At 41.5% G+C, this 22,365-nt stretch carries 21 protein-coding genes; 3 read left to right on the forward strand and 18 right to left on the reverse strand.

Annotated elements, in window-relative coordinates; translation table 11 throughout:
- Positions 1-140: 140 nt before the first annotated feature.
- Both RBR61_RS05630 and RBR61_RS05635 read left to right on the forward strand, forming a co-directional pair.
- On the forward strand, positions 141-1,637 hold the full coding sequence (locus RBR61_RS05630; protein ID WP_320342684.1) for a SulP family inorganic anion transporter: 1,497 nt from the start codon (positions 141-143) through the stop codon (positions 1,635-1,637).
- Position 1,638: 1 nt separating this feature from the next.
- On the forward strand, positions 1,639-2,514 hold the full coding sequence (locus RBR61_RS05635; protein WP_320342685.1) for a universal stress protein: 876 nt from the start codon (positions 1,639-1,641) through the stop codon (positions 2,512-2,514).
- On the opposite strand, the gene RBR61_RS05640 is transcribed toward RBR61_RS05635, so the two are convergent.
- The 7 genes from RBR61_RS05640 to RBR61_RS05670 are packed head-to-tail and all read right to left on the reverse strand — an operon-like array spanning position 2,501 to position 11,177.
- A complete protein-coding gene (locus RBR61_RS05640) occupies positions 2,501-5,155 on the reverse strand; it encodes a translocation/assembly module TamB domain-containing protein (protein ID WP_320342686.1) in 2,655 nt (884 codons plus the stop codon). The two genes, RBR61_RS05635 and RBR61_RS05640, sit on opposite strands and share 14 nt — an antisense overlap.
- On the reverse strand, positions 5,152-6,849 hold the full coding sequence (locus RBR61_RS05645; protein WP_320342688.1) for a BamA/TamA family outer membrane protein: 1,698 nt from the start codon (positions 6,847-6,849) through the stop codon (positions 5,152-5,154). The genes RBR61_RS05640 and RBR61_RS05645 overlap by 4 nt, the downstream gene beginning before the upstream one ends.
- An 18-nt stretch (positions 6,850-6,867) precedes the next feature.
- On the reverse strand, positions 6,868-7,071 hold the full coding sequence (locus RBR61_RS05650; protein ID WP_320342689.1) for a hypothetical protein: 204 nt from the start codon (positions 7,069-7,071) through the stop codon (positions 6,868-6,870).
- A gap of 19 nt (positions 7,072-7,090) precedes the next feature.
- Complete coding sequence (gene lpxD, locus RBR61_RS05655) at positions 7,091-8,041, reverse strand: UDP-3-O-(3-hydroxymyristoyl)glucosamine N-acyltransferase (RefSeq protein ID WP_320342690.1); 951 nt, start codon at positions 8,039-8,041, stop codon at positions 7,091-7,093.
- Positions 8,042-8,049: 8 nt separating this feature from the next.
- Positions 8,050-9,000 carry a UDP-3-O-(3-hydroxymyristoyl)glucosamine N-acyltransferase gene (gene lpxD, locus RBR61_RS05660; protein WP_320342691.1) on the reverse strand — a complete coding sequence of 317 codons (951 nt, stop codon included), beginning with the start codon at positions 8,998-9,000 and terminating at the stop codon, positions 8,050-8,052.
- 6 nt (positions 9,001-9,006) lie between these two features.
- Positions 9,007-9,480, reverse strand: a complete 474-nt coding sequence (ilvN, locus tag RBR61_RS05665; protein WP_320342694.1) for an acetolactate synthase small subunit — start codon at positions 9,478-9,480, stop codon at positions 9,007-9,009.
- Entirely contained in the window at positions 9,480-11,177 is a 1,698-nt protein-coding gene (locus tag RBR61_RS05670) for an acetolactate synthase large subunit (protein ID WP_320342695.1), read from the reverse strand. The genes ilvN and RBR61_RS05670 overlap by 1 nt, the downstream gene beginning before the upstream one ends.
- Positions 11,178-11,423: 246 nt before the next feature.
- Here RBR61_RS05670 and RBR61_RS05675 point away from each other — a divergent pair, with 246 nt between their 5' ends.
- Positions 11,424-12,674 carry a hypothetical protein gene (locus RBR61_RS05675; protein ID WP_320342697.1) on the forward strand — a complete coding sequence of 417 codons (1,251 nt, stop codon included), beginning with the start codon at positions 11,424-11,426 and terminating at the stop codon, positions 12,672-12,674.
- An 80-nt stretch (positions 12,675-12,754) separates the two neighbouring features.
- On the opposite strand, the gene RBR61_RS05680 is transcribed toward RBR61_RS05675, so the two are convergent.
- The 11 genes from RBR61_RS05680 to RBR61_RS05730 all read right to left on the reverse strand — a co-directional run bounded on the left by RBR61_RS05680 (position 12,755) and on the right by RBR61_RS05730 (position 22,329).
- Positions 12,755-12,889: a hypothetical protein gene (locus RBR61_RS05680; RefSeq protein WP_320342698.1), complete on the reverse strand. Its 135-nt coding sequence runs from the start codon at positions 12,887-12,889 to the stop codon at positions 12,755-12,757.
- Between the two features lie 214 nt (positions 12,890-13,103).
- Positions 13,104-15,227, reverse strand: a complete 2,124-nt coding sequence (locus RBR61_RS05685) for a WD40 repeat domain-containing protein (RefSeq protein WP_320342699.1) — start codon at positions 15,225-15,227, stop codon at positions 13,104-13,106.
- A 7-nt stretch (positions 15,228-15,234) separates the two neighbouring features.
- Positions 15,235-16,437: a threonine ammonia-lyase gene (gene ilvA / locus RBR61_RS05690; protein ID WP_320342700.1), complete on the reverse strand. Its 1,203-nt coding sequence runs from the start codon at positions 16,435-16,437 to the stop codon at positions 15,235-15,237.
- Positions 16,438-16,875: a CoA-binding protein gene (locus tag RBR61_RS05695; RefSeq protein WP_320342701.1), complete on the reverse strand. Its 438-nt coding sequence runs from the start codon at positions 16,873-16,875 to the stop codon at positions 16,438-16,440.
- A gap of 31 nt (positions 16,876-16,906) precedes the next feature.
- On the reverse strand, positions 16,907-17,677 hold the full coding sequence (locus RBR61_RS05700; protein WP_320342702.1) for a TIGR02757 family protein: 771 nt from the start codon (positions 17,675-17,677) through the stop codon (positions 16,907-16,909).
- Entirely contained in the window at positions 17,674-18,489 is an 816-nt protein-coding gene (locus tag RBR61_RS05705; protein WP_320342704.1) for a KilA-N domain-containing protein, read from the reverse strand. Before RBR61_RS05705 ends, RBR61_RS05700 begins: the two co-directional genes overlap by 4 nt.
- Before the next feature lie 205 nt (positions 18,490-18,694).
- Positions 18,695-19,963 carry an RNA polymerase factor sigma-54 gene (locus RBR61_RS05710; protein WP_320342706.1) on the reverse strand — a complete coding sequence of 423 codons (1,269 nt, stop codon included), beginning with the start codon at positions 19,961-19,963 and terminating at the stop codon, positions 18,695-18,697.
- A gap of 14 nt (positions 19,964-19,977) precedes the next feature.
- On the reverse strand, positions 19,978-20,700 hold the full coding sequence (lptB, locus tag RBR61_RS05715; RefSeq protein WP_320342707.1) for an LPS export ABC transporter ATP-binding protein: 723 nt from the start codon (positions 20,698-20,700) through the stop codon (positions 19,978-19,980).
- Entirely contained in the window at positions 20,688-21,101 is a 414-nt protein-coding gene (tsaE, locus tag RBR61_RS05720) for a tRNA (adenosine(37)-N6)-threonylcarbamoyltransferase complex ATPase subunit type 1 TsaE (protein ID WP_320342708.1), read from the reverse strand. The genes lptB and tsaE overlap by 13 nt, the downstream gene beginning before the upstream one ends.
- Positions 21,098-22,084 carry an anthranilate phosphoribosyltransferase gene (gene trpD / locus RBR61_RS05725; protein WP_320342710.1) on the reverse strand — a complete coding sequence of 329 codons (987 nt, stop codon included), beginning with the start codon at positions 22,082-22,084 and terminating at the stop codon, positions 21,098-21,100. The genes tsaE and trpD overlap by 4 nt, the downstream gene beginning before the upstream one ends.
- Positions 22,081-22,329: an RNA-binding S4 domain-containing protein gene (locus RBR61_RS05730; protein WP_320342713.1), complete on the reverse strand. Its 249-nt coding sequence runs from the start codon at positions 22,327-22,329 to the stop codon at positions 22,081-22,083. The genes trpD and RBR61_RS05730 overlap by 4 nt, the downstream gene beginning before the upstream one ends.
- Positions 22,330-22,365 lie beyond the last annotated feature (36 nt).

Consider the following 22,365-nt stretch of genomic DNA (forward strand, 5'->3'; position numbering starts at 1 on the left):
CTTTATCTCTGCATCGTAATGGCAGAGATAAATCCGCATTTGTTTTAAATCGCTTTTTAAAAAACTAAAAACTAAGGATAGAGAATGTGAAAACATAATCTTATACTAGACAAAAAATAAAAAATAAAAAAGGATAATTATTGTTAGCAAAGTATTTTAAAAAAGAGGAGTGGTTCTCCAATATAAAAGGAGACACACTAGCAGGCTTAGTCGTCGCGCTTGCCCTTATACCCGAAGCCATAGCTTTCTCTATCATAGCAGGAGTCGATCCAAAAGTAGGACTTTACGCATCTTTTTGTATTGCGGTAGTCATAGCATTTGTGGGCGGTCGTCCGGGAATGATCAGTGCGGCAACGGGTGCAATGGCGCTTTTGATGGTCACACTCGTAAAAGAACACGGTTTAGAGTATCTTCTTGCGGCTACCGTTTTAACAGGAATACTGCAGATGATTGCGGGGCACTTTAAACTCGGTCAGTTGATGAGTTTTGTACCCCGTGCAGTCGTTGTGGGTTTTGTAAATGCACTTGCCATACTTATCTTTATGGCACAGCTTCCCGAACTCACAGATGTTACATGGCATGTCTATGCGCTTACAGCCGCAGGTCTTGGCATTATCTACCTTTTCCCTTACATACCAAAAATCGGAACCCTGCTCCCTTCTCCGCTTGTAACCATTGTAGTAATAACTTTGGTTGTAATACTGTTTAACATAGACGTAAGAAATGTCGGTGACATGGGCGCGCTCCCTGACACACTTCCCATCTTTTTGATCCCTCAGATCCCATTTAATCTTGAGACTCTGATGATAATTCTGCCATACTCTGTCTCACTGGCGGTAGTGGGTCTCTTGGAGTCTTTGATGACGGCTACTATCGTAGATGATTTAACGGATACAAAGAGTGATAAAAACCGAGAGTGCAGCGGTCAAGGTGTAGCAAACATCGCTTCTGGTTTTATGGGCGGTATGGCAGGTTGTGCAATGATCGGACAATCTGTTATCAACGTAAAATCGGGCGGACGAACAAGACTCTCGACTCTTCTGGCGGGTGTCTATCTGCTTATTATGGTCGTCTTTTTAAGCGATCTGCTCTCCATAATCCCAATGGCGGCACTTGTTGCAGTTATGATAATGGTCTCTATCGGCACGTTTGACTGGGGAAGCATTAAAAAATTAAAAACACTTCCTATCTCGACAAACGTTGTTATGGTGGCAACCGTTGTTGTCGTTGTCTGGACGCACAATCTGGCACTCGGCGTATTTGTGGGTGTACTTTTGGCATCACTCTTTTTTGCAAACAAAATCAGCCACTTTATGTACCATGAGACATCTTACGACGAAGCAACAGACACGAGAGAGTACAAGATTATCGGACAAGTTTTTTTCAACAGTGCGGACAGATTCGTAGAATTCTTTGATTTTAAGGAAGTTGTGGAGAATATAACGATAGACTTGAGTAGAGCTCACTTCTGGGATATTTCTGCCGTTTATGCACTTGACAAAGTAGTCATCAAACTGCGCCGTGAAGGTGCAAATGTGACACTAATCGGGCAGAATCAGGCGAGCAGTACAATCATAGACAGATTTGGTGTACATGATAAACCAGAAGAGATAGAAAAAGTTATGGGAGGACACTAAGATGCAAGATGTAAAAAGTATAGAACAGGCGGTTTTTGCCTGCGTTGACGGTTCAAAATACTCAGAGTCAGTATGTGATTATGCGCTTCATATAGCAAAGCAGCTGGGCCTAACATTAGTATTGCTAAATACGATCGAACACCCAAATGCCTCATCGGTTACAAACCTCTCGGGAAACTTGACTCTTGGAGAAAGAGATGTACTTCTTGATGAACTCTCAGACGAGGATGCGCAAAAGAACAGAGAGAGTATAAACCACGGCAAAGAGATCTTAAAAGAGCTAAAAGATAGAGTTGCCCACAAAGGCTACAGTAACGTAATCATCTCTCAAAGACATGGAACTCTATATGAAAACCTCAAAGAGCTCGAAGATAAACTAAGAGTAGTGATATTCGGCTTCTCAGGCATGGGACATATGCAAAAAGAGGATGAAGTAGGCTCTTGCGTTGAGAACATTATAAGAGATGTCGATGCACCGATAATCTTGGTAAACAGAGATTACTCCCCCATAAAAAGTGTCATGGTGGCTTTCAACGGCAAAAGCGGCTCCATCAGAGCTTTAGAAGAGCTCTCCTCTTCACCGATGCTTGAGCATGATATTAAAAGATACGTTGTAAATATAAACAACGATAAAAACAGCTCAGATGAGTTGATAGCCAAAGCAAAAGAGATTATCAAAGATGAGACTCTAAATTGTGAGTTTATCCAAAAATCTGGTGAGCCTCTAGAGAGCATCTTGGAGTGCATTAACAAAAACGATATTGATATGTTAGCCATAGGTTCTTACAGCCACGGCAAACTAAAGAGCGCTCTCTTTGGAAGCCTTACGACGAAGCTTATTCAAAACGTAAAGATTCCCCTCGTTATTTTAAAATAGTATCTTCAAGCTTAAAATCCTTAATGTAAAAGATACCGACACCCTGCCCGGTCTCTTTTACATCTACATCTATCCTAACAGATCTGCTGAGGCTGTACTGCAGCGTCAGGCTTGAAATATCATCGTTTTTATAGACCAGACGCACCCGTTTTCCAAAACGTTTTCCTATCTCATACCCCAGTGTTCCATCCTCATTTGTAAGGATATTGAGCGTATCTATCTTTAGGTTTGCCGAGCTGTTTAAAAACCCCTTTAACCCGGCACCCAAAGCCAGTGTGCCAAGAGAGCTTCTTGAACTCTCACCGCTTGTCTCAAAAACAGATGACGAGGCCTCGCCAAAGAGAATATATGAGATAATGTCGTCTTGACTCATCTGCGGGTTCGATGAGAGGATAAAGACTGGTGATTCCACTCTGTTTGTTATATATATCTCTATGTCTACATTATCAAGCGTGTAGTGGTGAAGATTGAGATTTAGGTACGGATTGGCGTAGTGCTCATCATGAAAATATATCTCGCTCTCGTCAAACTCAAACTCTCTCTCACTTATGCTAGCTGTCCCGCTGTGTATCTGCAGTGCGCCGAGTATCTGCAACAAAGAGCCGAACTCCTGATAGATCACTATGTTTGGAGTAACCAGAAGCTCTACATCCTTTATCTTGTACTCTATGGGTTTTGATGAGTAGACCCTTATATTTAGCTCTCTATTCTCATGCTCTTTTTTGGGCGGTTTAATATCTTGGATGATAATAATATCCTCATCCTTTATAGCATACTCTTTTTTTGGAGCATAGGTAATCACTCCGCCTAGTATCTCAATATCGCCGCTGACACTCTGTGAGCCGTTGCTATCCGCAAACGCTTTAATATCAACTCTTACACTTACATTTGCATCCTCTGATTCATAACGAAACTTATCGCTCTTTAGAGTAACGTCAGCACTCATTTTAGAGTAGTTCAGCTCTCCGCCTATAAGCAGATTGTCATAGACCCAAAACTCTTTTAACTCAATGATATCGCTTTTTCTTAGAGAAATTTTTGAGGCTCTTTTTGAATAAACTCTCTTCTGCATAACTCCAAGATCATAGCTTTTAACTATGACCTCTCTATCTGCATAAAAAAATTCAACATAAGAGTCTCTATCCGTATATATATTTTGAGGATCAAGCTCTAATCTATACCGGGGAACATCAACTCTTGCATCTACTTCAACTCTCTCTTTAAGTACTACTTTTGCTTTTAAGATGGCAGAAGCATCAAAAAGCAGACTCTCATCCATAAGTTCAAGTTCTAACAGAAGAGCTTTGATGGAGTCAATATTTGACTCCACCGTGAACTCTCTATTTTGAACATTTCCTTTTATGTCAAATCTGTTCTCCCCCGCCTTTATAACACCGACAAGACCATTTTCATCCTCAAAGAGCGTCAAAGAGAGCTTGCCGGTACCTATGCTTGCTCTTAAGCTCTTCTCGTTTTTTAACACAAAGATATTGAGCTTGGAGAATCTCTCAATGTTATACTCTCTTAAGTATGGCGCATCGCTTTTAGGATAGAGTTCGCCTACAAGCGTTACAGAGTCGCTCTTTAACTCGACTTTTGCATCCAGATCCGCATAGATGCTACGGCCATTTAGCAAAAACTCTTTAAAATCTTTTGTCTTTGCATTCAGGCTCATATCTTTTGCCGAAATATCAAACTGTGTCAGATTCTCATCACTTTTTATAGCAACACTAAATCTATCAAAAGGAAGACCAAGCTCATCTTGAACTATTTTTGCCTCTAGGTTTGATACAACTTTCCCATCAAACCCTACTCTGCTTTTCTGCTCGACTAAAATCTCATTTTTCTCATAAAGAGCGGTGTAATCGGATGAGAGCGTAAAGAGATCATCACCGAAACTATAAGTCGCATGAAGCTCTATATTTTCTAAAACAAGATCTTCAATATCTTTAAAGACAACGCTCTTTAGCGATGTTTTCATCTCTGCTTCTTTGCTAGATATGTCAAAAAAGAGCTCAATCTCGCTTGGCGCATATGTTAAAAAACCGAGATACTCATTATTAAACTTCTCACTTGGCAAAAGCGCAGATCTTCCTTTGATACTGTTTTTCTTCACACTCCCCTCAAGAGCAAGAGTTGCATAGGGAGTCTCTGCCTCAATAGCAATACTGCGCACATCTACCGTCTCTCTGATGCTTACATCTAAAGCTTTAAGGTTTAAGCCGTAGATATCCTCTTTGTAGGCTACTTTTACGTTTTGTATATCTACTTTTGAGATATTTAGAGCAAAAGCGGATGACTCCTCTGCACTCTTGGTTTCTAGAATTTTATCTGCATCAACAAAAACTCCCTTGGCACTGATGGAGCTTAATCTTGGAGTCGGACTCATCAGCATTAAAAGATTGTACTTCACCCTAAGCTCATCTATCTCTACGCTGTCCTTATACTTTACGCCTCTTATAACGACTCCGCCAAAGAGGGTTCCATCTATGCCTTTATACTCCACATCATACTCTTTTAGATAGTTCTGTGCCAGATAAGGCACTACATCTTTTTGAAAGAGAGCCATCAAGACAAGTACCGCTCCAAGCAGTGCAAAAAGAGTTGTAAAATATAAAAAGGCATAGACTCTTTTTATCAAAACAGCTCTCCTATGTGGAAGTGGATAGCATACTGCTTTGTGGGGTCTTCTATGTCAAAACCCATATCTATAGCTATAGGACCGATAGGTGTTCTGTAGCGAAGACCAAAACCCGCGCTGTAGTATCCGTTGTCATAGCTTGGCATACTATCGTTACCCAAAAAGGTGTTGTCGCTAAAGAGAACTCCTCTTAAGTTGCCTATTATGTCGAAGCGTATCTCAGCCGTTGCCTCTACTATGGAATTTGATCCGATCGGATTATTCCTCGCATCAGTCGGCCCCAGCTTTCTATAGCCGTATGCACGATTGCTATGCATACCGCCTGCAAAAAAGCGATAAGATGGAGGGACATCTCCATCTTTAATATGGAGCGTTCCAAAGGTGGCTCTAAATCCTGCAATATAGTCATCTATAATAGGCAGAATATAACCTCCCGTTGCCTTGAATTTATAGTAGGTAGCATCAGATATATCGCTCTTTAATGAACCCATTATTTGTGAGTTTATAAAGTATCCGCTTGTCGGGTCGAGTATCTTGTCTCTGGTGTCATAACTCCACTCCAGCCTAGGAGAGACCAAGAATATCGTATACTCGGGAATGAGTATCAGATCGTCACTGTCGTATGTTTTTGACCTGTCAATGTATATGCTCTCTTTAAAGAGATGAGGAGTTCTCTTCTGCAAAAGGTAAGGCTCAACAAAGACCCTGCTCTCTTTAAAGGTGACAAAATCCTCGTTCTCGTAACCTGCCTCTAGCCCGAGTGCATTTCTGTTTAATAGCGGCATATCAAAACCTGCTTTTAAGGACTGCTTTATCTGCGTTAATCTTGTTTCGATCCCAATAGTCTTCAGGTTTCCTAAAAAGTTTCTATGTTTGAGTCCAAGCATCAGCATTCCTCCCTCATCGCTGCTTGCCCCAAGACCCGCTTGAAAACGCAGAGGATTCTCATTCTCAACTACGCTTAGAGCCAGATCAACGCTGTTGTCTCTATTTACCTTTGTGTCTATTATCGCTTTTGATATACCCTCATGACCATAAAGGTTCTCATAACCCATAGCTATTTTGTTCGAAGAGAAAGGTTCACCCTCCTCTATATGCAAGATAGACTCAAGTATCTCTGCGTCGATATTTTTTGACGCCATCACCTCTATCTCTCCAAAGCGGCAGCTCTCGTTTTGCAAAACTTTATAGCTCAAATATGCAAGATTCTTCTCTATATCTATCCAAGCTTTTGCGTCAAGCTGGGCTTTACAAAAACTGCTCTGTGCGTAGAGAAGTTTTATATCTTTTTTGCTCTGTATAAACTTGTCGGCATCAAAAACATCCCCCTCTTCAAACGGTATCTGCTTGTCTATATCAAGAAGTGCGGAGTAAGTGATGGTTTTGACGATTATGGGCTCGTTCTCTTTGATGATTATGGTTATGGAGTCTTTATCTCTGATGTGGGATATCTCTGCGTGGTAAAAGCCTTTTGACCTGTAGTACCCTTTAAGAGCCTCTTTTGTCAGTTCTACATCTTTTGTCTCAATCACAGGCTCATCGGCATAAAATTCAAAAAAATAGGGCTTATGTAGCTCCAGCGCCTCATAAAGCTCTCTAGATGAGATCTCTTTGTTCTGGCTAAAAAAAAGGAGGGGAGTTTCGGCAAACAGAAGTGTAGAAAAGAGAAGAGAGATTAAAAATTTCGTTTTCAACTACACTCCCGTAACACCTTATTTTAACTCTTTAAGAGCCTCTATGACTTCATCTAGGTTTTTAAGCGGAATATGCACCTTCCACTCGGGCTCGTTTGCATTTCCTACAAGTGATATACCAATGCTAGCCACACTTGCACTTCCCGCACCGTAAGGCTCGTCTATCTTAGTTACGCTAATAACACCTTTTTTCGTTCCGCTTAATTGAATTGTTTTTGACATTAGCTCATCCTTTTGTTTCTTATTTGATTAGTTTAGCAATTTTACCCTGAAGTTTCAACCACAATCTGTGCTCCATCAGAGGAAATCCAGCAAAGGTTAAGCCGCTCTTCTCAATGCTCTTTGTAACACCGCTGCGTGCAGCCATAGTTGTAAAAGGAGCGATGCTTAGATGCCCTGCCGTAGCGCTCTGACCGCCCATGACCACGTTTCGCCCCATCGTAGTCGAGCCTGAGATTCCAGATTGGGCTACAAGAACGGAATACTCCCCGATAATGCAGTTGTGCCCTACCTGAACAAGGTTGTCTATTCTCACACCGCGTTTTATAAGGGTCGTTCCAAAAACCGCTCTGTCTATTGTAGTCGAGCTTCCGATCTCAACGTCATCTTCTATAACGACATTTCCATTTTGGTATATCTTTTTATGCTCGCCCATCTTGTTTGTCGCAAAGCCGAAGCCGTCGCTTCCTATGGTAGAGTTTGCGTGGATTATACAATCGCTCCCCACCTTGCAGTCTCTATATATTGTCACACTCGGATAGATTATTGTATTGTCTCCGACAACAGCGTTAGCACCTATATATACATGAGCCATGATCGTACAGTTCTGGCCTATAATAGCGCCGTTTGCTATCTCCGCCTTTGGGGATATTACAGTGCCTTCGCCTATCTTTGGCTCTGGCAGGGTCGCATCTTCAACAGGCGGTGCAAAATATTTTGAGATGGTTGCCATCTCCCAGTATGGATGCTCGACCACCAAAGCAACAGAGCCATCAGGAACGAACTCTTTTGTGTGCGCATCAACTATTATCGCGCCCGCATTTGAGTTTTGTATATCTTTTATATATTTTGAATTTGCAACAAAAGATAGCTCGCTTTTTGTAGCATCTTTAAGTGTATTCATCTTTGTAATCTCAAAACTCTCACCGCTAAAATCACACTTTAAGATCTCTGCAATCTCTTTTATATCCATTGTATCTCCTACTCGTTTAACTTCGCTATCCTTGCTTGAAGCCTTTTCCAATCTCTATGGTTCATAAGCGGAAACCCGCTGTAGACTCCGCCGCTCTTCTCTATGCTCTTTGTAACACCGCTTCTTGCCGTAAAAGTTGAGAACGGCGCAATGCTCAGATGGTCGCTAAAAGCACTCTGTCCGCTTACAACACAGTTGCGCCCGAGCTTTGTAGAGCCACCAACCCCAGTTTGTGCTACAAAAATAGAGTATTCACCGATGTCGCAGTTATGTGCGATGTGGATAAAATTATCAAGTTTTGTACCGCGTCTTATAATCGTAGAGTTAAAGACAGCTCTATCGATCGCACAATTTGCGCCTATCTCTACATCATCCTCTATTATAACATTTCCGTTTTGATATATCTTTATATGTTTGCCCTCTTTTGTGTGCGAAAAACCAAAACCATCAGCCCCGATAACCGTTCCTGCATGGATGATGCAGTCGCTTCCGATAACAGAGTCTCTGTAGATAGTGACATTTGGGTATATAACCGTATTGTCTCCGACTGTGACGTTCGTGCCTATATATGCACCTGCCATTATGGTCACGTTCGAGCCTATAACTGCACCCTTCTCAACTCTTGCCATCGTGTCTATATAACACTCCTCGCCTATGATCGCATCGCTAAGCTGCGGCTCAATAGGTTTTTTATGAAACAGCTTGGTAGCCTCTGCCATACAGATAGATACATCTTCGCATACAATATAAGAAGAACCATTTGGAAGATGCTCGATCAGTGCGTTTGTTATTAAAAAGGCGTTTGCCTTTGAGGAGTTTAACTCGTCTGCATATCTTTTATGAACTGCAAACGCCAATTGTGAAGGCGAAGAGAGGGATAGCTTGTTCATAGAGTCTATCTCTAAATCTTCTCCCACAAGCTTTAGTTTTAGATGCGAAGCTACATCGCTAAGAAGCACTTAGACCTATCTCTCTAGTGCTACGGCACCGCTTCTTACAATCTCTTTTGGATTGTATTTGTTTATTATCTTTAAGAAGTTGTCTACTCTCTTTGGCTCATCTGCGACCATTACTATGATCACATTCTCTCCCACGTTAACTATCTTTCCGTTGTATGCTCCGCAAAGCGTGCTTATATCCGTAATATTTTCAGAAACAGGGAACTTAATAAGCGCCATCTCTTTTTCAACCAGATCAGCGTGCTCATAAACCTTTAAAACAGGTATAAGCTTATGAAGCTGCTTTGTGATCTGCTCTATAACTCTAACCGAGCCTGACGTAACTATGGTAAGCCTGGAGTACTTACTCTCCGGGATAGGAGCTACGGTTAGCGACGTAATGTTATAACCGCGTCCGGAGAAAAGGTCTGTAATACGAGAGAGTACGCTCGCTTCATTTACGACAATAACAGAAATAACTCTTCTTTCACTCTTTTCCATTATTTTTTCTCCTTTTTCTCTAATAGCATCATATTAAAGAGCGAGCCTCCGGCAGGAACCATCGGCATAACGTTCTCCAATCTCTCGACCACGACATCTATAAAAGCAACTACATTTTTCTCGATAGCATCTTTGAGCGCTGCATCAAACTCATCTTTTGTCGTAACCCTATACCCTATTCCGCCAAACGCCTCTGCAAGCTTGACAAAGTCAGGCTGAATACTAAGGTCGGTCTCACTGTGTCTCTTTTCATAAAAGAGTGTCTGCCACTGACGAACCATACCCAGATAGTTGTTGTTAAGTATAATATTTATAACAGGCAGCTTCTTCTCAACCGCGGTCATAAGCTCTTGACAGTTCATAAGTATAGAGCCGTCCCCTGTAAAGTTTATGCTTATCTTCTCCGGCGAGGCAGCCTTTACACCCATAGCCGCAGGAAAACCAAATCCCATTGTTCCAAGACCGCCTGAACTTATCCATTGGCGCGGACGCGTGAACGGATAGAATTGCGCAGCCCACATCTGGTGCTGCCCGACATCTGTCGAGATATTTGCATCATCACCTAGAAGTTCGCCTACTCTCTCTATGACCCATTGCGGTTTTAATCTATCTGTATCTTCATGATATGTAAGCGGATGAAGCGTGTCAAAGTTCTTTATGATCTCTCTCCAAGATGCATATTTCGTAGGATTTATGTTTGTCGATTGCTTAAGCATCTCCTCTACAACGTTTTTAACATCGCCTACTATCGGATAATCCGCATTTACAAGCTTTGAGATACTTGCAGGGTCGATGTCAACGTGAATAACGCCTGCATTTTTTGCAAACTCGGATAGTTTTCCGGTTACTCTATCATCAAATCTTGCACCAAGGCCTATTACCAAGTCAGTCTCGCTCATAGCCATATTTGCGGCATAAGAGCCGTGCATACCGAGCATTGAGATGAGATACTCATCATCGTGAGCCAGAGTCCCTCTTGCCATAAACGTCTCAACGGCAGGTATACCAGTTGCATGAACCAGCTCTCTTACTTCGTAAGCCGCATTTGAGTTTATAATACCTCCGCCTAGATAAAAGAGAGGTCTCTTTGCTTTTGCGATAGCCTCCATAGCCTTTTTGATCTGACGCGGATTCCCTTTTGTATGAGGCTTATAAGTCTCAAGATCAAGTTCCAAAGAGTAGTCGAACTTCGCTATCTGAGCCGTTACATCTTTTGGAATATCGACATGGACAGGGCCTGGACGACCGCTTGCAGCAATATAGAAAGCCTCTTTAAGTATACGAGGAAGCTCCGTTGCATCTGTAACCAGATAGTTGTGTTTTGTGCATGAGCGGCTGATCCCGACAGCATCTATCTCTTGAAACGCATCAGTTCCTATAAGGCTCATTGGAACCTGCCCGCTTATAACTACCAATGGAATAGAATCCATATATGCGTCCGCAAGTCCCGTTACCGCGTTTGTAAAACCTGGACCGCTTGTTATCATTGCAACACCGACTTTTCCGCTGGCTTTTGCATAGCCCTCTGCAGCATGTACTGCAGCTTGCTCATGTCTAGTCAAAATATGTTCAAATTTATCTTGCTTATAAATCTCATCGTAGACATTCATAATTGCTCCGCCGGGGTAGCCGAATACCTTCTCTACACCCTCTGCAATTAAAGCTTCAATGACCATCTGAGCGCCACTTATTTGCATGAAAAGTCTCCTATATTAAAAAATTCGCCAATTATATATAAAATGAGCTATATCTGAGTTTAAATGCAAAAAGCACTTTTAAAATAAAATAATCACACAGTTTCATGCTCAAATTTTCATTTTGTGATAAAATTGTAACAAAATTAACATCTTAGAACAAATTTGTAAAGATATTGTAAAGACTTTGTCAAACAAAAATTGACACTCTTCTCATATACTTTTAAAATCTAATAAAAAGGATTTAGGATGTTGATATCAAAAACAACAGCTCCGTTGCTTGCTTTGCTTTTAGCAGCGTCTGCATACGGTGTTGAAAACGTAAAGGTAAGCGGGGGTGCGAAGTACTGGTACCAAACAACTGCAAAGCAAGATGCTGCAAGAAACGATATGTTTCAGCAGAACACAAGTGTTGGGGTTGCTGCTGTTGAGCTGGGAGTAAGTGCGGATCTTTACGAGGGGTTAAAAGGGAAAGCTAGTGTTATAGGACTTGACAGTCTTGGGCTGGAGCAGAGTTTTGTAAAAGATATCTCATCTGCGGGTGCCGGACGAGAGGCAGACAAAGGCTACTACAGAACACAGATATGGATAAGCGAGGCGAACCTTGATTATAAAATAGCAAATACATCTGTAATTGTCGGACGTCAAGCACTTAACACTCCGTTACTCTTTACAGAGAGATGGAACGCTTCTTATAATACATTTGATGCAGCAGTTCTGATCAACAGCGATCTTCCGTACACTACACTTGTAGCTGGTTACGTTCATCAGCACAACGGCGGTTCAAGTGCAGGAAACGCAACTGCAACCAACTTTCCAAGTACTACAATGCACGACGGAAGCTACTACGGTTTTGGAAGCTCTTATGACGGTACAAAAGTGACAGACGGAAAAAGAAGAGCGTATGCATTTGGTGCGATGATAAAGCCACCTGTTGAAAATCTGGCCGTAAATCTGTGGTACTACAATATTAACTCAACATTTACTGCTTACTGGGCGGATGCGGAGTATAAAAATTCCGGACTATTTTTCGGAATTCAAAATGCGGGTATAAATCTAGCGGCTTCAGGCATCGACGATGCGATGATTACTGCTGCAAAAGTCGGATACAGCGTGGATAAATTCAGCGCGGATATCTCTTGTTCTACTACCGCAACAGGTGAGAATGGTACGGCGACAATTGCAAATGCTGCAACGGGTGACAAATCTAAAGTATATACACAGTCGGTATTTCAAGACGGTGCATTTGTCGGTGCGCGCGATACTGATGCCATAAGAGCTGCGGCAAGTTACCAGTTTGACGGATTAAAACTAACAGCTTCACTGCAAAATGCAGAACAGACTTCAAAAGAAGGAATGGAATTTGACCTGATTGCATCTGCAAAACTGGGCAAGTATGTAAGTTTAACGGGAATTTATATTCATCAGGATGTTGATGAAAAAACAGCAGCAGACTTCAAGAACGATGCTATCCGTCTAATCGCTGCCGTTAAATTTTAGGAAAATCATGTTTAATGCTCTGGCTCTAAAAGTTTCTCTCCTACAATCAACTTAAAGAGCCCGCGCATCTGCCGATCTTGTTAGTACAAGATACCTTTATCAGGGTGAGGCTGCTCACCTCTGATAACCGACTTATCATCACTAGAGCTCTGAGCTGCGCTTAGAGCGATAGTCATACTCATCATCACAAAAATCATTGAGACAACTTTTTTCATAAGCAAACTCCTTTATCAAAAGATTCATACTTACATATCCGATCATCATCACAAATATGACCGAAAATATAAATGTGATAAAATAATAACAAAACTAAAGACTAATTTTGTCTTATTTAGCAAATAAATTAGAAAAACTTATCTTGCATGTACAAATTGTAACACTTTTTATTATAACGACCATATAGGTCGTCAAGATTTTCGTATGATTTTATTATAAAATGGAGTTTACTATCATAGATGGTCTCCAACTCTGTATGGAACCATGTTTTTGCGAGTTTATATTGATCTTACTATTAGGAAATTTGACCTTAAAATCCTCAAAAAAGCCCTCTATACGCTTTGTTAAGCCATAGTAGAGCATGTAGTTTTTTATCCCGTTCTCTACTCTTTTTTGATCCATTTCTTCATCAAGCGCTCTATAGAGCTGTGTTATATGCGCCTTTGAAAAGATCTCTGCTATATCTTGGATTTTGGACTTTATGCTCATATATTTTGCCAAAACTCCCTTCGCTCCCTCTATATCTGCATAAAGAGCGAAATCACCTGCTTTTTCAAGGTCTTCTTCCCACTCTCTATGGAGAATTCTGCCCTCTTGGCTCTCTTTTAGAGTCTTAAACTCATCCATAATTGTGTATGCAAGAGCTCTGTTTTGCTCTTTTATGGCAGTGAAAAACTTCCGTTTTGCCTCTATGAGGGCAATGCTCTCTTTTGCCTCATCCCTAAAGTCATCAAAGTCGAGCAATATGCGAAATATCTGAAGCGCTGAGTTAGATTCTCCATTGCCAAGCATCACCTGAGCTTTCATATACAGAGAGTCGGAGTAGTTAATAAGAGCTCTGTATTCAGGATACTCTTTTAAGAACTCAGCCTGTTTTACGATCTCTAAAGCGAGTTTGAACTTTCTGTGAGTTATCGCTTCTCTAAATCTTTTATAGACATTTACGTTTTGTATAAGTTCTTGGATAAGAGCCGTTTTTTCGCTTATTCCCCTATAAGGCAGCAGTATCTCTTGAACTTTATGGCTTAACTTTTGATCAAGCATATACTTTTTTGCAACTGCAAGGTCCCGCTCCCACTGAGCCTCCATCGACTTATAGACCTTTGTCTCTTTGTATAGCGGGTGAAGATTCACCAAAGCGTAGGCAAGGGAGAGCTTTTTTGCCTTTACGTATGATAAAAACTTCTCATACTCGGAATACTCTGCCATAAGCTTTTGCATCTGCTGTTTTTTAGAAGCAATAACCAGAAAATCTTTAAACAGACTCTCTGCCTTTGCTTTTTCAGAGTTCTCTAAAAGCAGCTTCGCTCTTTGAAGGGTCTTTTCCCAAAGCATCTCAAACGTTTTATAGGGTTTTGTATATACCAAAAGCGGGTTCTCTCTTATGCAGCTTGAGATGTTGGCGTACTTTTTCTGCTCAAGAAGTTCGCGCAGATGCTCCTCTTTATCAAAAATATCATATACGAGAAGTTCGCCGTTGGCACTCCCTGCAATAAGCTCCTCTTTTTCTTCATCAAAGCTCAAAGAGGTGATCGCATCTGAGAGTTTTATATACTTTTTTGATATCTGTTCGTAACTGCTAAGATCATATACAAGAACATACCCGAGCTTTGTACCCAAAAAAAGAAATCTGTTTTTGCTTCCCACGCATACAGAGAGAACTTCGTCATGTATCCCTTTGAGTCTTGCTATGACTTTGGCAGAGTTTATATCCCAGACTATCGCATTGCTCTTTTTATCAAGGCTAAAGAGCCTGCCCTCTTCTAAAAAATCAACCTTTAGCACGGGTGCTGAGTGGGCTTTTAACTTGCCGTGCGGAGTCATCATTGCCAGATTATACAAAGAGATGTTTTTGTCGTAGCCAGACGTTGCAGCCCATTTGCCGTCTTTTGTAAATGCTATATCGGTTACAAAATCTTTATGGGGAGGGAGCGTGAAAGTAAGCTGTGCACTATTTATATCTATGCCGTATGTGATCCCCTCATCACCGCAGGAGAACATATATCTGCCTTGAGGCTCTATCGCAACACAGGAGACCTCTCCTTGATGTCTATCGACCTTAGTAAGCAGCTTTTTACCTTTAGTCTCATAGAGCATAGATGTTTTATACTCTTTATCGATCAAAGCAAAATATTTTGCGTCACCGCTAAATGAGACTACTTTTGAGCCCTGTCTTGTATGAGCAACGTCAACTTTTAGCTCATCTGTGAGCTTTAGAGTCTCCAAATCAAGATATCTTATAGTAGTAAGAGCGTCGACCGCCAAAAGCGTTTTAGCGTCCAAAATCTGTGTATATATTACCGCTTCGCTAAAACTGCTTTTTTTTATCGGCTTCATTATCTGCTTAATCTCTTATGTAGTTTTCTTCTTTTAACACTTTATAGATCATATTTTGATGCTCTTCGCCCTTCGTCTCAACGTGAACGGTAACGTTCGCGTCACCGTAATCAAGCGATATAGAGGTTCTGTCATAGGCGATATGTACGATATTTGCATTAAGCTCTTGAAGTATCTGGGTAAAGCGCATCAAAGAGCCCGGTTTATCGACCAAAGTGACCGTGAGCTTCATCTTTCTGCCAGATTTCAGCAAACCCTTCTCAATAATAACCGAGAGAAGTGTTACGTCCATATTTCCGCCGCTGAGAACCAGAGCTACTTTTTTGCCTCTTAGGTGTTCGAGCTTCTCATGCAGAAGTGCTGCAACTCCTACGGCTCCGGCACCCTCGACCACAAGCTTTTGTTTCTCAAGCAGAAACAAAATAGCGCTTGCTATCTCCTCGTCATCCACACTTATGAATCTATCTACGCTTTGTAGCATATAACCAAGAGTGATCGGTGACGTGTCACGAACAGCAATACCGTCTGCAATAGTTCTCACACTTAGACTGTCCACCGGACTCTTTAACTCAAAAGAGTTCTTAAGCGCAGGAGCGCCCTTTGCACTCACCCCGATAACTTCTATCTTTGGATTAACGCTCTTAATTGCCGCAGCCATGCCCGATATAAGCCCGCCGCCGCCGACAGGAATGACCACCGCATCCAAATCATGACATTTGTCTAAAATGTCAAGAGCCAGCGTTCCCTGACCTGCTATGACCTCCTCATCCTCAAAAGGGTGAATGAACGTCAAAGAGTTTTTCTTGCCGTGCTCAAGAGCGTAAGCATAAGCCTCATCGTAATTCGTTCCGTGCAAAATCACCTCTGCACCGTAATTTTTTACGCCGTTTATCTTTGTAAGAGGCGTTGATTCAGGCATAACGATGACCGCTTTTATGCCGAACTTGGAAGCTGATAGTGCGACTCCCTGAGCATGGTTTCCTGCACTTGCCGCTATAACTCCGCACTCTCTTTGCGCATCACTGAGCGTTGCTATTTTGTTGTATGCGCCTCTTATTTTAAACGCGCCGGTTACTTGAAGATTCTCTTTTTTGAGATAAACCTGACATCCTGAACCATCGCTTAGATGGGGAGCGTATGAGAGCGGCGTATCTACGACGACATCTTTTATGCGCTCTCTGGCTTTGTAGATCTTTTTTACGTCAAACAACTATGCCCCCTCGTGCAAGTTACGATGTTCCACCATTGTGCACATATTTTGGACTACTCTCATGCCTGCAGCTTTAGCACGAGCGGCAGCTTCATTGTTTACGATCTCTTTTTGTGCCCAGAACACCTTAACATCACCACGTGCTATGCAGGCATCTGCCACGTTATCAAGCTCTTTTGGCTTTCTGAAGATGTCTACCATATCTATCTCAAACGGAACCTCCGCAAGTGAACGGTATACCTTCTCGCCTAAAATAGTATCCTCTTTAGGATAGATAGGAACTATCTTATACCCTTGCTCTTTTAGGTACTTTGCGACTCTGTTGCTCGCCTTTGTCTCATCGGGAGAGAGCCCGACAACCGCTATAGTTTTTGTAATATCAAATATCTCTTTAATCTCTTGCTTGTTTGAATTTACAGTTGGGAATTCGCACTCCATTATAAAACCTTTAATTTGAAAAATTTTCTAATTATATCCAAAGTTTCTCCTGCCCTATGCGGTAGAGTGCGAAATCATACTTTAGCGGGTCCTCTTTGTCAAACTCTTTTAGTTTTGCCGTAAGTTCTATCGCAGCTTGCAGGTCGTAGCTTTTTCTACTCAGAAGTCCCATCTTTTTTGAGACATTGAAAGTGTGTGTGTCAAGCGGGATGATAAGGTCGCTTTTGTCAACCCCGCTCCAAAGACCCATGTCGATGCTGTCCTCTCTTACCATCCATCTAAGATACATCATCCAGCGCTTTAGCGCCCCCGCTCCCTTTGTTTTTAGAGTGACTTGAGAGATTAGAAAGTTATAACCCATGCTCTCATATGGATAGAGTTCTCCAAGAGCTTTTATAACCTCGTTTATCCCCTCTATCGTACTTCTGTTTTTGCTATATCCTGTTTTAAATACCTCTTCCAACGTACTCTTTTCATTGAGCCGTTTCAGAGCGATAAACAGAGCCGCAACATCCTCGGACTTTTGAAATCTGTAGTAGTGATTTTTAAGCCCCTCTCTAATCTCATCATCACTTTTTTGCAGAAGCGAGAAGTCAAGAGAGTTTAAAAACTTCACTATCTGCTTTACATTTCCGTAGGCAAAAAGAGCACAGATAAGCGAGATGATCGGGTCTTTATACTTGTGCGCAACCATAATGGGGTCTAGCCGCTCCTCACATATCTCGCCCTCGCAGTTGCGCTTGGCAACTTCTAAATCAAGCAGTTGTTTTATCTCTATGTCTAATTTATTTAGGTTGTTCATTTTATTTTGCCTATCTTTTCAACTTCTTTGCGACTCAAAATCCTCATCTGTTCAATGGCTATTTTATTGAGTTTTTGAAGTCTCTCTTTTTGCGATAACCCATCATGTATGAAATGTGCATTCAGAGACTCCATATTTGCCAAACAAACTAGTTGATTTACATCTGCCTCATCTCGTATATTTCCTTTTTTATCTCCATTTTTGTCTCGCCACTCTTTTGCAGTCATGCCAAATAACGCCATATTTAAAATGTCAGCTTCACTTGCATAGACAAAGTTTATCTGAGCAGGGTTAAGCTCTTTTGGGATTAGATTTTCCTTGATGGCATCTGTGTGGATTTTGTAGTTTAGTTTTGTGAGATTTCTTCTTATATCCCAGCCAAGTTGCTTTAACTCAGCTTCTTTTAGCCTTTGAAACTCTTTGATAAGGTAGAGTTTAAACTCAACAGACACCCAAGATGCAAACTCAAAAGCGATGTCTTTGTGTGCATATGTCCCGCCATATCGCCCAGATTTTACAATCAGACCTATAGCATTTGTGCCGTTTATCCACTTTGTAGGGCTCATTGTGAAACTATTAAGTCCAGCTTCTTTTCTAAACCCGTCGAATTCGACGGGTTTAAAATCTGGGTTGTTGAGCTGTTCCCAAACGCCCAAAAACTCTATGGTATTACGATTACGAAGCCAGTTTTTAATGATGTCATTTGCAAGTGCATCATCTTTGTATTTTGCTATGTCGGTTATGCAGATATAGTCTTCTTCTCTAATCTTTAATGTTGCAATTTCACTGCTTAGTACTGTTATTTTTGCCATTTTGTTTTATTCCCTTAGAGTCAATTATGGCAAATTTGCCGTAATTAAAACTTATGTTTGATTTATTTAGCTTGTCCATTGTTCTGAGTTCCAAGTATTGATTTTATAAATAGTACTCAAATAATTTATTTTTATTAAAAAATATGTCATTTTGAAATATTTTTCTATTTATAAGCTCTAACTTAAGAATAATGAAGGTGTTTCTTTAATGCAAATGATAAAGTTTTTTTCGCTCGCTTGAACCTGCTATGTTAAGCTGTTTTCTGTATTTTGCGATGGTGCGTCTTACCATCTGGACTTTGAACTTCTCTTGGATGAGCTCCAAAAGTTTCATATCGCTTAGAGGCTTTGCCCTGTTCTCGTTTTTGACCAGATTTACCACAAACTCTTTTATAGCCGCATTTGAGACATCTTCATCTATAGCCGTGGTAAAGAACTCTTTCATGGCAAAGATGCCTCTGTTACATGCTATATACTTGTTCGCAATGGCTCTTGAGATGGTTGATGGATTGTGTCCGAACTCATCCGCCAAAGTTTTAAGAGTTAGCGGCATAATGGAGCCACCCGTGAAGAACTCATACTGATACTCGACTATCATAAGCCCGACTTTGTAGAGTGTCGCTTTTCTCATATCCAGCGCATCTACAAGACTTTTCGCCTCTTTTATCTTTTGAGAGACAAACTCATGCTCGACCCCGTAGTTAGTATCTATGTGAATCGTCGGATAGTAGGCGTCATTTAGCTTTACCTCTATCTGCTCATCTTCGTTGAAAAATATCATCAGATCTGGAACTATCTGTGATGACTCCTCTTGATACTCGATTGAGGGAGGATTTTTAAAAGTACCCAGAACACGCATGACCTCAGGAAAATTCTTCTCATCCGAATAGGCGTAAATATTCTCCAGATCTTCTATGACTTTTACAGCTAAAGAGTAAGCCTCATCACTCACATCGGAGCTGTCCAACTGAAACAGAAATGACTCTGAGAGGTTTTTTGCCCCGATGCCAACAGGCTCTACATGTGCAAAACGAAGTCGGATTTTTTCAAACTCAGCCATCTCAATACCGTTATTTGAACAGAACTCTTCGCTATTGCCTTCATAATAGCCGTTCTCATCAAGATTTGCGACAACAAAAGATGCTATTTTTTGAGATATGGGTGTAGGAAAAAGAGGAGCTTCCAACTGCTCATCCAAAACGTCAAAAAGTGAGCGGTTCTGAATGGTCAAGGCCTCTATCTGCTCGGTTCTGGAGTTGCTTATAGAGGAGTTTATGATCTTTTTGGGAATTCTCTTCTCAAAATCCTCCTCATATCCGCTCGATACTTCAACAACGGGATTTGACTCGACAAACGGAGCCATCGCCTCGCCTAGATCGCTTAAGCTTGAGTGCAAGATAGGAAGCCAGTTGCGCAGAGTGTTTGAGAGCTTGTGCTTGTTCTCTACGCTATGTGTCTGTCTTAGAGCCGCCATACTTTCTTAAGCTCCTAGAGCTTAAACTCCTCGCCCAAGTAATGTTTACGAACATCAGCATTCTGACCTATCTCGGCACTTGTTCCGCTTGCCAGCAGTGAGCCCGATTTTATTACATAGGCTCTGTCGCAGACATCGAGGGTCTCACGCACGTTATGGTCGGTTATCAGTACGCCTATTCCATAAGATGCAAGCTGTTTTATGACTGTTTGGATATCCATGACGGCTATTGGGTCAACTCCGGCAAAAGGCTCATCCAGAAGCAGAAATTTCGGCGAATTTACCAAAGCTCTTGCGATCTCTACGCGTCGTCTCTCCCCGCCGCTGAGGCTTATGCCTTTTCTATAGCGTATCGGCTCGATGTTGAACATATCAAGAAGCTCTAAAATTCTCTCTTCTTGAGCCTTTTTATCCTTTATCTTTACCTCTGCGGCGATTAAAAGATTGTCCTCAACGCTAAGGTCTTTAAATATTGAAGCCTCCTGAGGAAGGTAGCCTATCCCCTTTAGGGCTCTTAGATGCAGAGGCATACCAGAGAGGTTCTCATCATCAAAAAAGACCTCACCGCCGCTTGATTCAACAAGACCGCAGATCATATAAAAGGTTGTGGTCTTTCCCGCTCCGTTTGGTCCTAAAAGTCCGACAACCTCGCCGCTTTTAACCTCAAGGCTCACACCTTTTACGATCTCAAGGTCTTTTATCTTCTTTTTTAGCTCTACTGCTTTTAATGTGTGCATATTGTGTACTCTCTTTTATCATCAGAAATTTTTTCTATAGTAATAGTCATATTTTTAATCTCAGCCGAGTCTAATATCTCAGCCAACTCATCATCGCCCCACTCTACAAAATGAAGCCCCTCTCTATCAAGCTCTTCAAGCATTCCCAAAGAGATAAAGTGCTCAAGCCCGTGATTGTAGATGTCGTAGTGAAAGACCCTCTCCCCGTAACAGTGCTGCAGAGAAAATGTAGGCGATGTAACTTCATCTTCAATGCCTAGATGCTTGACCACTCTCTTTACAAAAGTGGTTTTTCCAGCCGCCAAGTCTCCGCGCAAAATAACCACGCCGTTTCTAAAATTCTCAACAACATCCTTGATCAAAGTGTCAAGCTCTTGGAGCGAAAGTAGATATTTTCTCATAATTTGTTTGATATTTCAATGATTTGTTTGAGTTTTTCTTTGGCTTTTGATGTTTGTATAACTTCTCGTGCCATCTCCAGACCATCTTGAATATCACGCGCCAAGCCGTCAACCATAAGAGATGCAGCCGCATTAATTAGCACTATATCTCTCTGTGCATCCGTTGCCTTGGAGTCAAGGATATTATATAAAATATGCGCATTGGCTTTTGCATCACCGCCGACGATGGCACTCAGAGGTGCTCTTTTTATATTATGCTCATGAGGGTCTATTATAAACTCGCTGATCTTGCCGCCACTTAGGCGTGAAGCGTAAGTTATGTCGCTGATGCTTATCTCATCCATCCCCTCTTTGGAACTAACGACCATAGCTGAAGTCGCACCGTTCATTCTTAGTGCTTCGGCTATTTTTGGCACAAAAGATCTATGAAAGACTCCCAGAAGTGACTTTCTTGCTCCCGCAGGGTTTGTTAAAGGCCCCAAGATATTAAAAATAGTCTTATCGGGGATGCTCTTTCTAACAGGCATGATAAACTTCATGGCTGGGTGGTGATTTTGCGCGAACATAAATGTAAAACCGCTCTCTTCAAGAAGTCTTGCGCTCTGATCAATATTGAGATCTAGCCTTACACCAAGCTCTTCGAACATATCCGCACTTCCCGATTTTGAAGTGACAGAGCGGCTTCCGTGCTTTGCCACCATACTTCCGCAGGAAGCGGCTATTATTGCTACGGTTGATGAGATATTAAAACTTCCTATCTTATCTCCGCCAGTTCCTACTATGTCGATAACTTTTGAGCGCAGATAGTTGGATATCGGCAGATTGATCGCAAAAGAGCGCATAACTTCTGCGGCAGCAGCTATTGTCTGAAACTCCGTGTTTTCATCAAGCTTTACACCCAGAAGAAGCTCTCTCATCTGCTCATCGCTCATCTCATGCTTAAAAAGCGAGGTAAATAGTTCTTTTGCCTCTTCGTAATTCATGAAATCTCCTTTATATACTCTTCTTGAAGGCTTTTTGGCGTTGATTTCGTCTGCGGTATCTGCAGGACTTTATACTTTTTTACCGAGTTTAGATAGTTTATGGTTATAACGTCTCCAACGGCAACGTTTTTACTCGCCTTTGCCACAACGTCATTTATAAGCACGACTCCGTTTGCTATCATATCCTGAGATACGGAGCGTCTTTTTGTAATATTTACCGAATTTAAAAATTTATCTACTCTCATAAAACACCGTTTGCATATTTTTGCATATTGTAGAGA

The organism is Sulfurimonas sp. (assembly GCF_034005705.1).
Taxonomy (GTDB): Bacteria; Campylobacterota; Campylobacteria; order Campylobacterales; family Sulfurimonadaceae; genus Sulfurimonas.

Bases quoted from the DNA above. Each gene is read 5' to 3' on its own strand.
- RBR61_RS05710 (WP_320342706.1), bottom strand. From the start codon at position 19,963: ATGGCGGCTCTAAGACAGACACATAGCGTAGAGAACAAGCACAAGCTC.
- RBR61_RS05700 (WP_320342702.1), bottom strand. From the start codon at position 17,677: ATGAACAACCTAAATAAATTAGACATAGAGATAAAACAACTGCTTGAT.
- lptB (WP_320342707.1), bottom strand. From the start codon at position 20,700: ATGCACACATTAAAAGCAGTAGAGCTAAAAAAGAAGATAAAAGACCTT.
- ilvN (WP_320342694.1), bottom strand. From the start codon at position 9,480: ATGGAAAAGAGTGAAAGAAGAGTTATTTCTGTTATTGTCGTAAATGAA.
- RBR61_RS05675 (WP_320342697.1), top strand. From the start codon at position 11,424: ATGTTGATATCAAAAACAACAGCTCCGTTGCTTGCTTTGCTTTTAGCA.
- RBR61_RS05730 (WP_320342713.1), bottom strand. From the start codon at position 22,329: ATGAGAGTAGATAAATTTTTAAATTCGGTAAATATTACAAAAAGACGC.
- RBR61_RS05680 (WP_320342698.1), bottom strand. From the start codon at position 12,889: ATGAAAAAAGTTGTCTCAATGATTTTTGTGATGATGAGTATGACTATC.
- trpD (WP_320342710.1), bottom strand. From the start codon at position 22,084: ATGAATTACGAAGAGGCAAAAGAACTATTTACCTCGCTTTTTAAGCAT.
- RBR61_RS05695 (WP_320342701.1), bottom strand. From the start codon at position 16,875: ATGGAGTGCGAATTCCCAACTGTAAATTCAAACAAGCAAGAGATTAAA.
- RBR61_RS05650 (WP_320342689.1), bottom strand. From the start codon at position 7,071: ATGTCAAAAACAATTCAATTAAGCGGAACGAAAAAAGGTGTTATTAGC.
- RBR61_RS05635 (WP_320342685.1), top strand. From the start codon at position 1,639: ATGCAAGATGTAAAAAGTATAGAACAGGCGGTTTTTGCCTGCGTTGAC.
- tsaE (WP_320342708.1), bottom strand. From the start codon at position 21,101: ATGAGAAAATATCTACTTTCGCTCCAAGAGCTTGACACTTTGATCAAG.
- RBR61_RS05705 (WP_320342704.1), bottom strand. From the start codon at position 18,489: ATGGCAAAAATAACAGTACTAAGCAGTGAAATTGCAACATTAAAGATT.
- RBR61_RS05685 (WP_320342699.1), bottom strand. From the start codon at position 15,227: ATGAAGCCGATAAAAAAAAGCAGTTTTAGCGAAGCGGTAATATATACA.
- lpxD (WP_320342690.1), bottom strand. From the start codon at position 8,041: ATGGATATAAAAGAGATTGCAGAGATCTTAAAGTGTGATTTTAGCGGT.
- RBR61_RS05670 (WP_320342695.1), bottom strand. From the start codon at position 11,177: ATGCAAATAAGTGGCGCTCAGATGGTCATTGAAGCTTTAATTGCAGAG.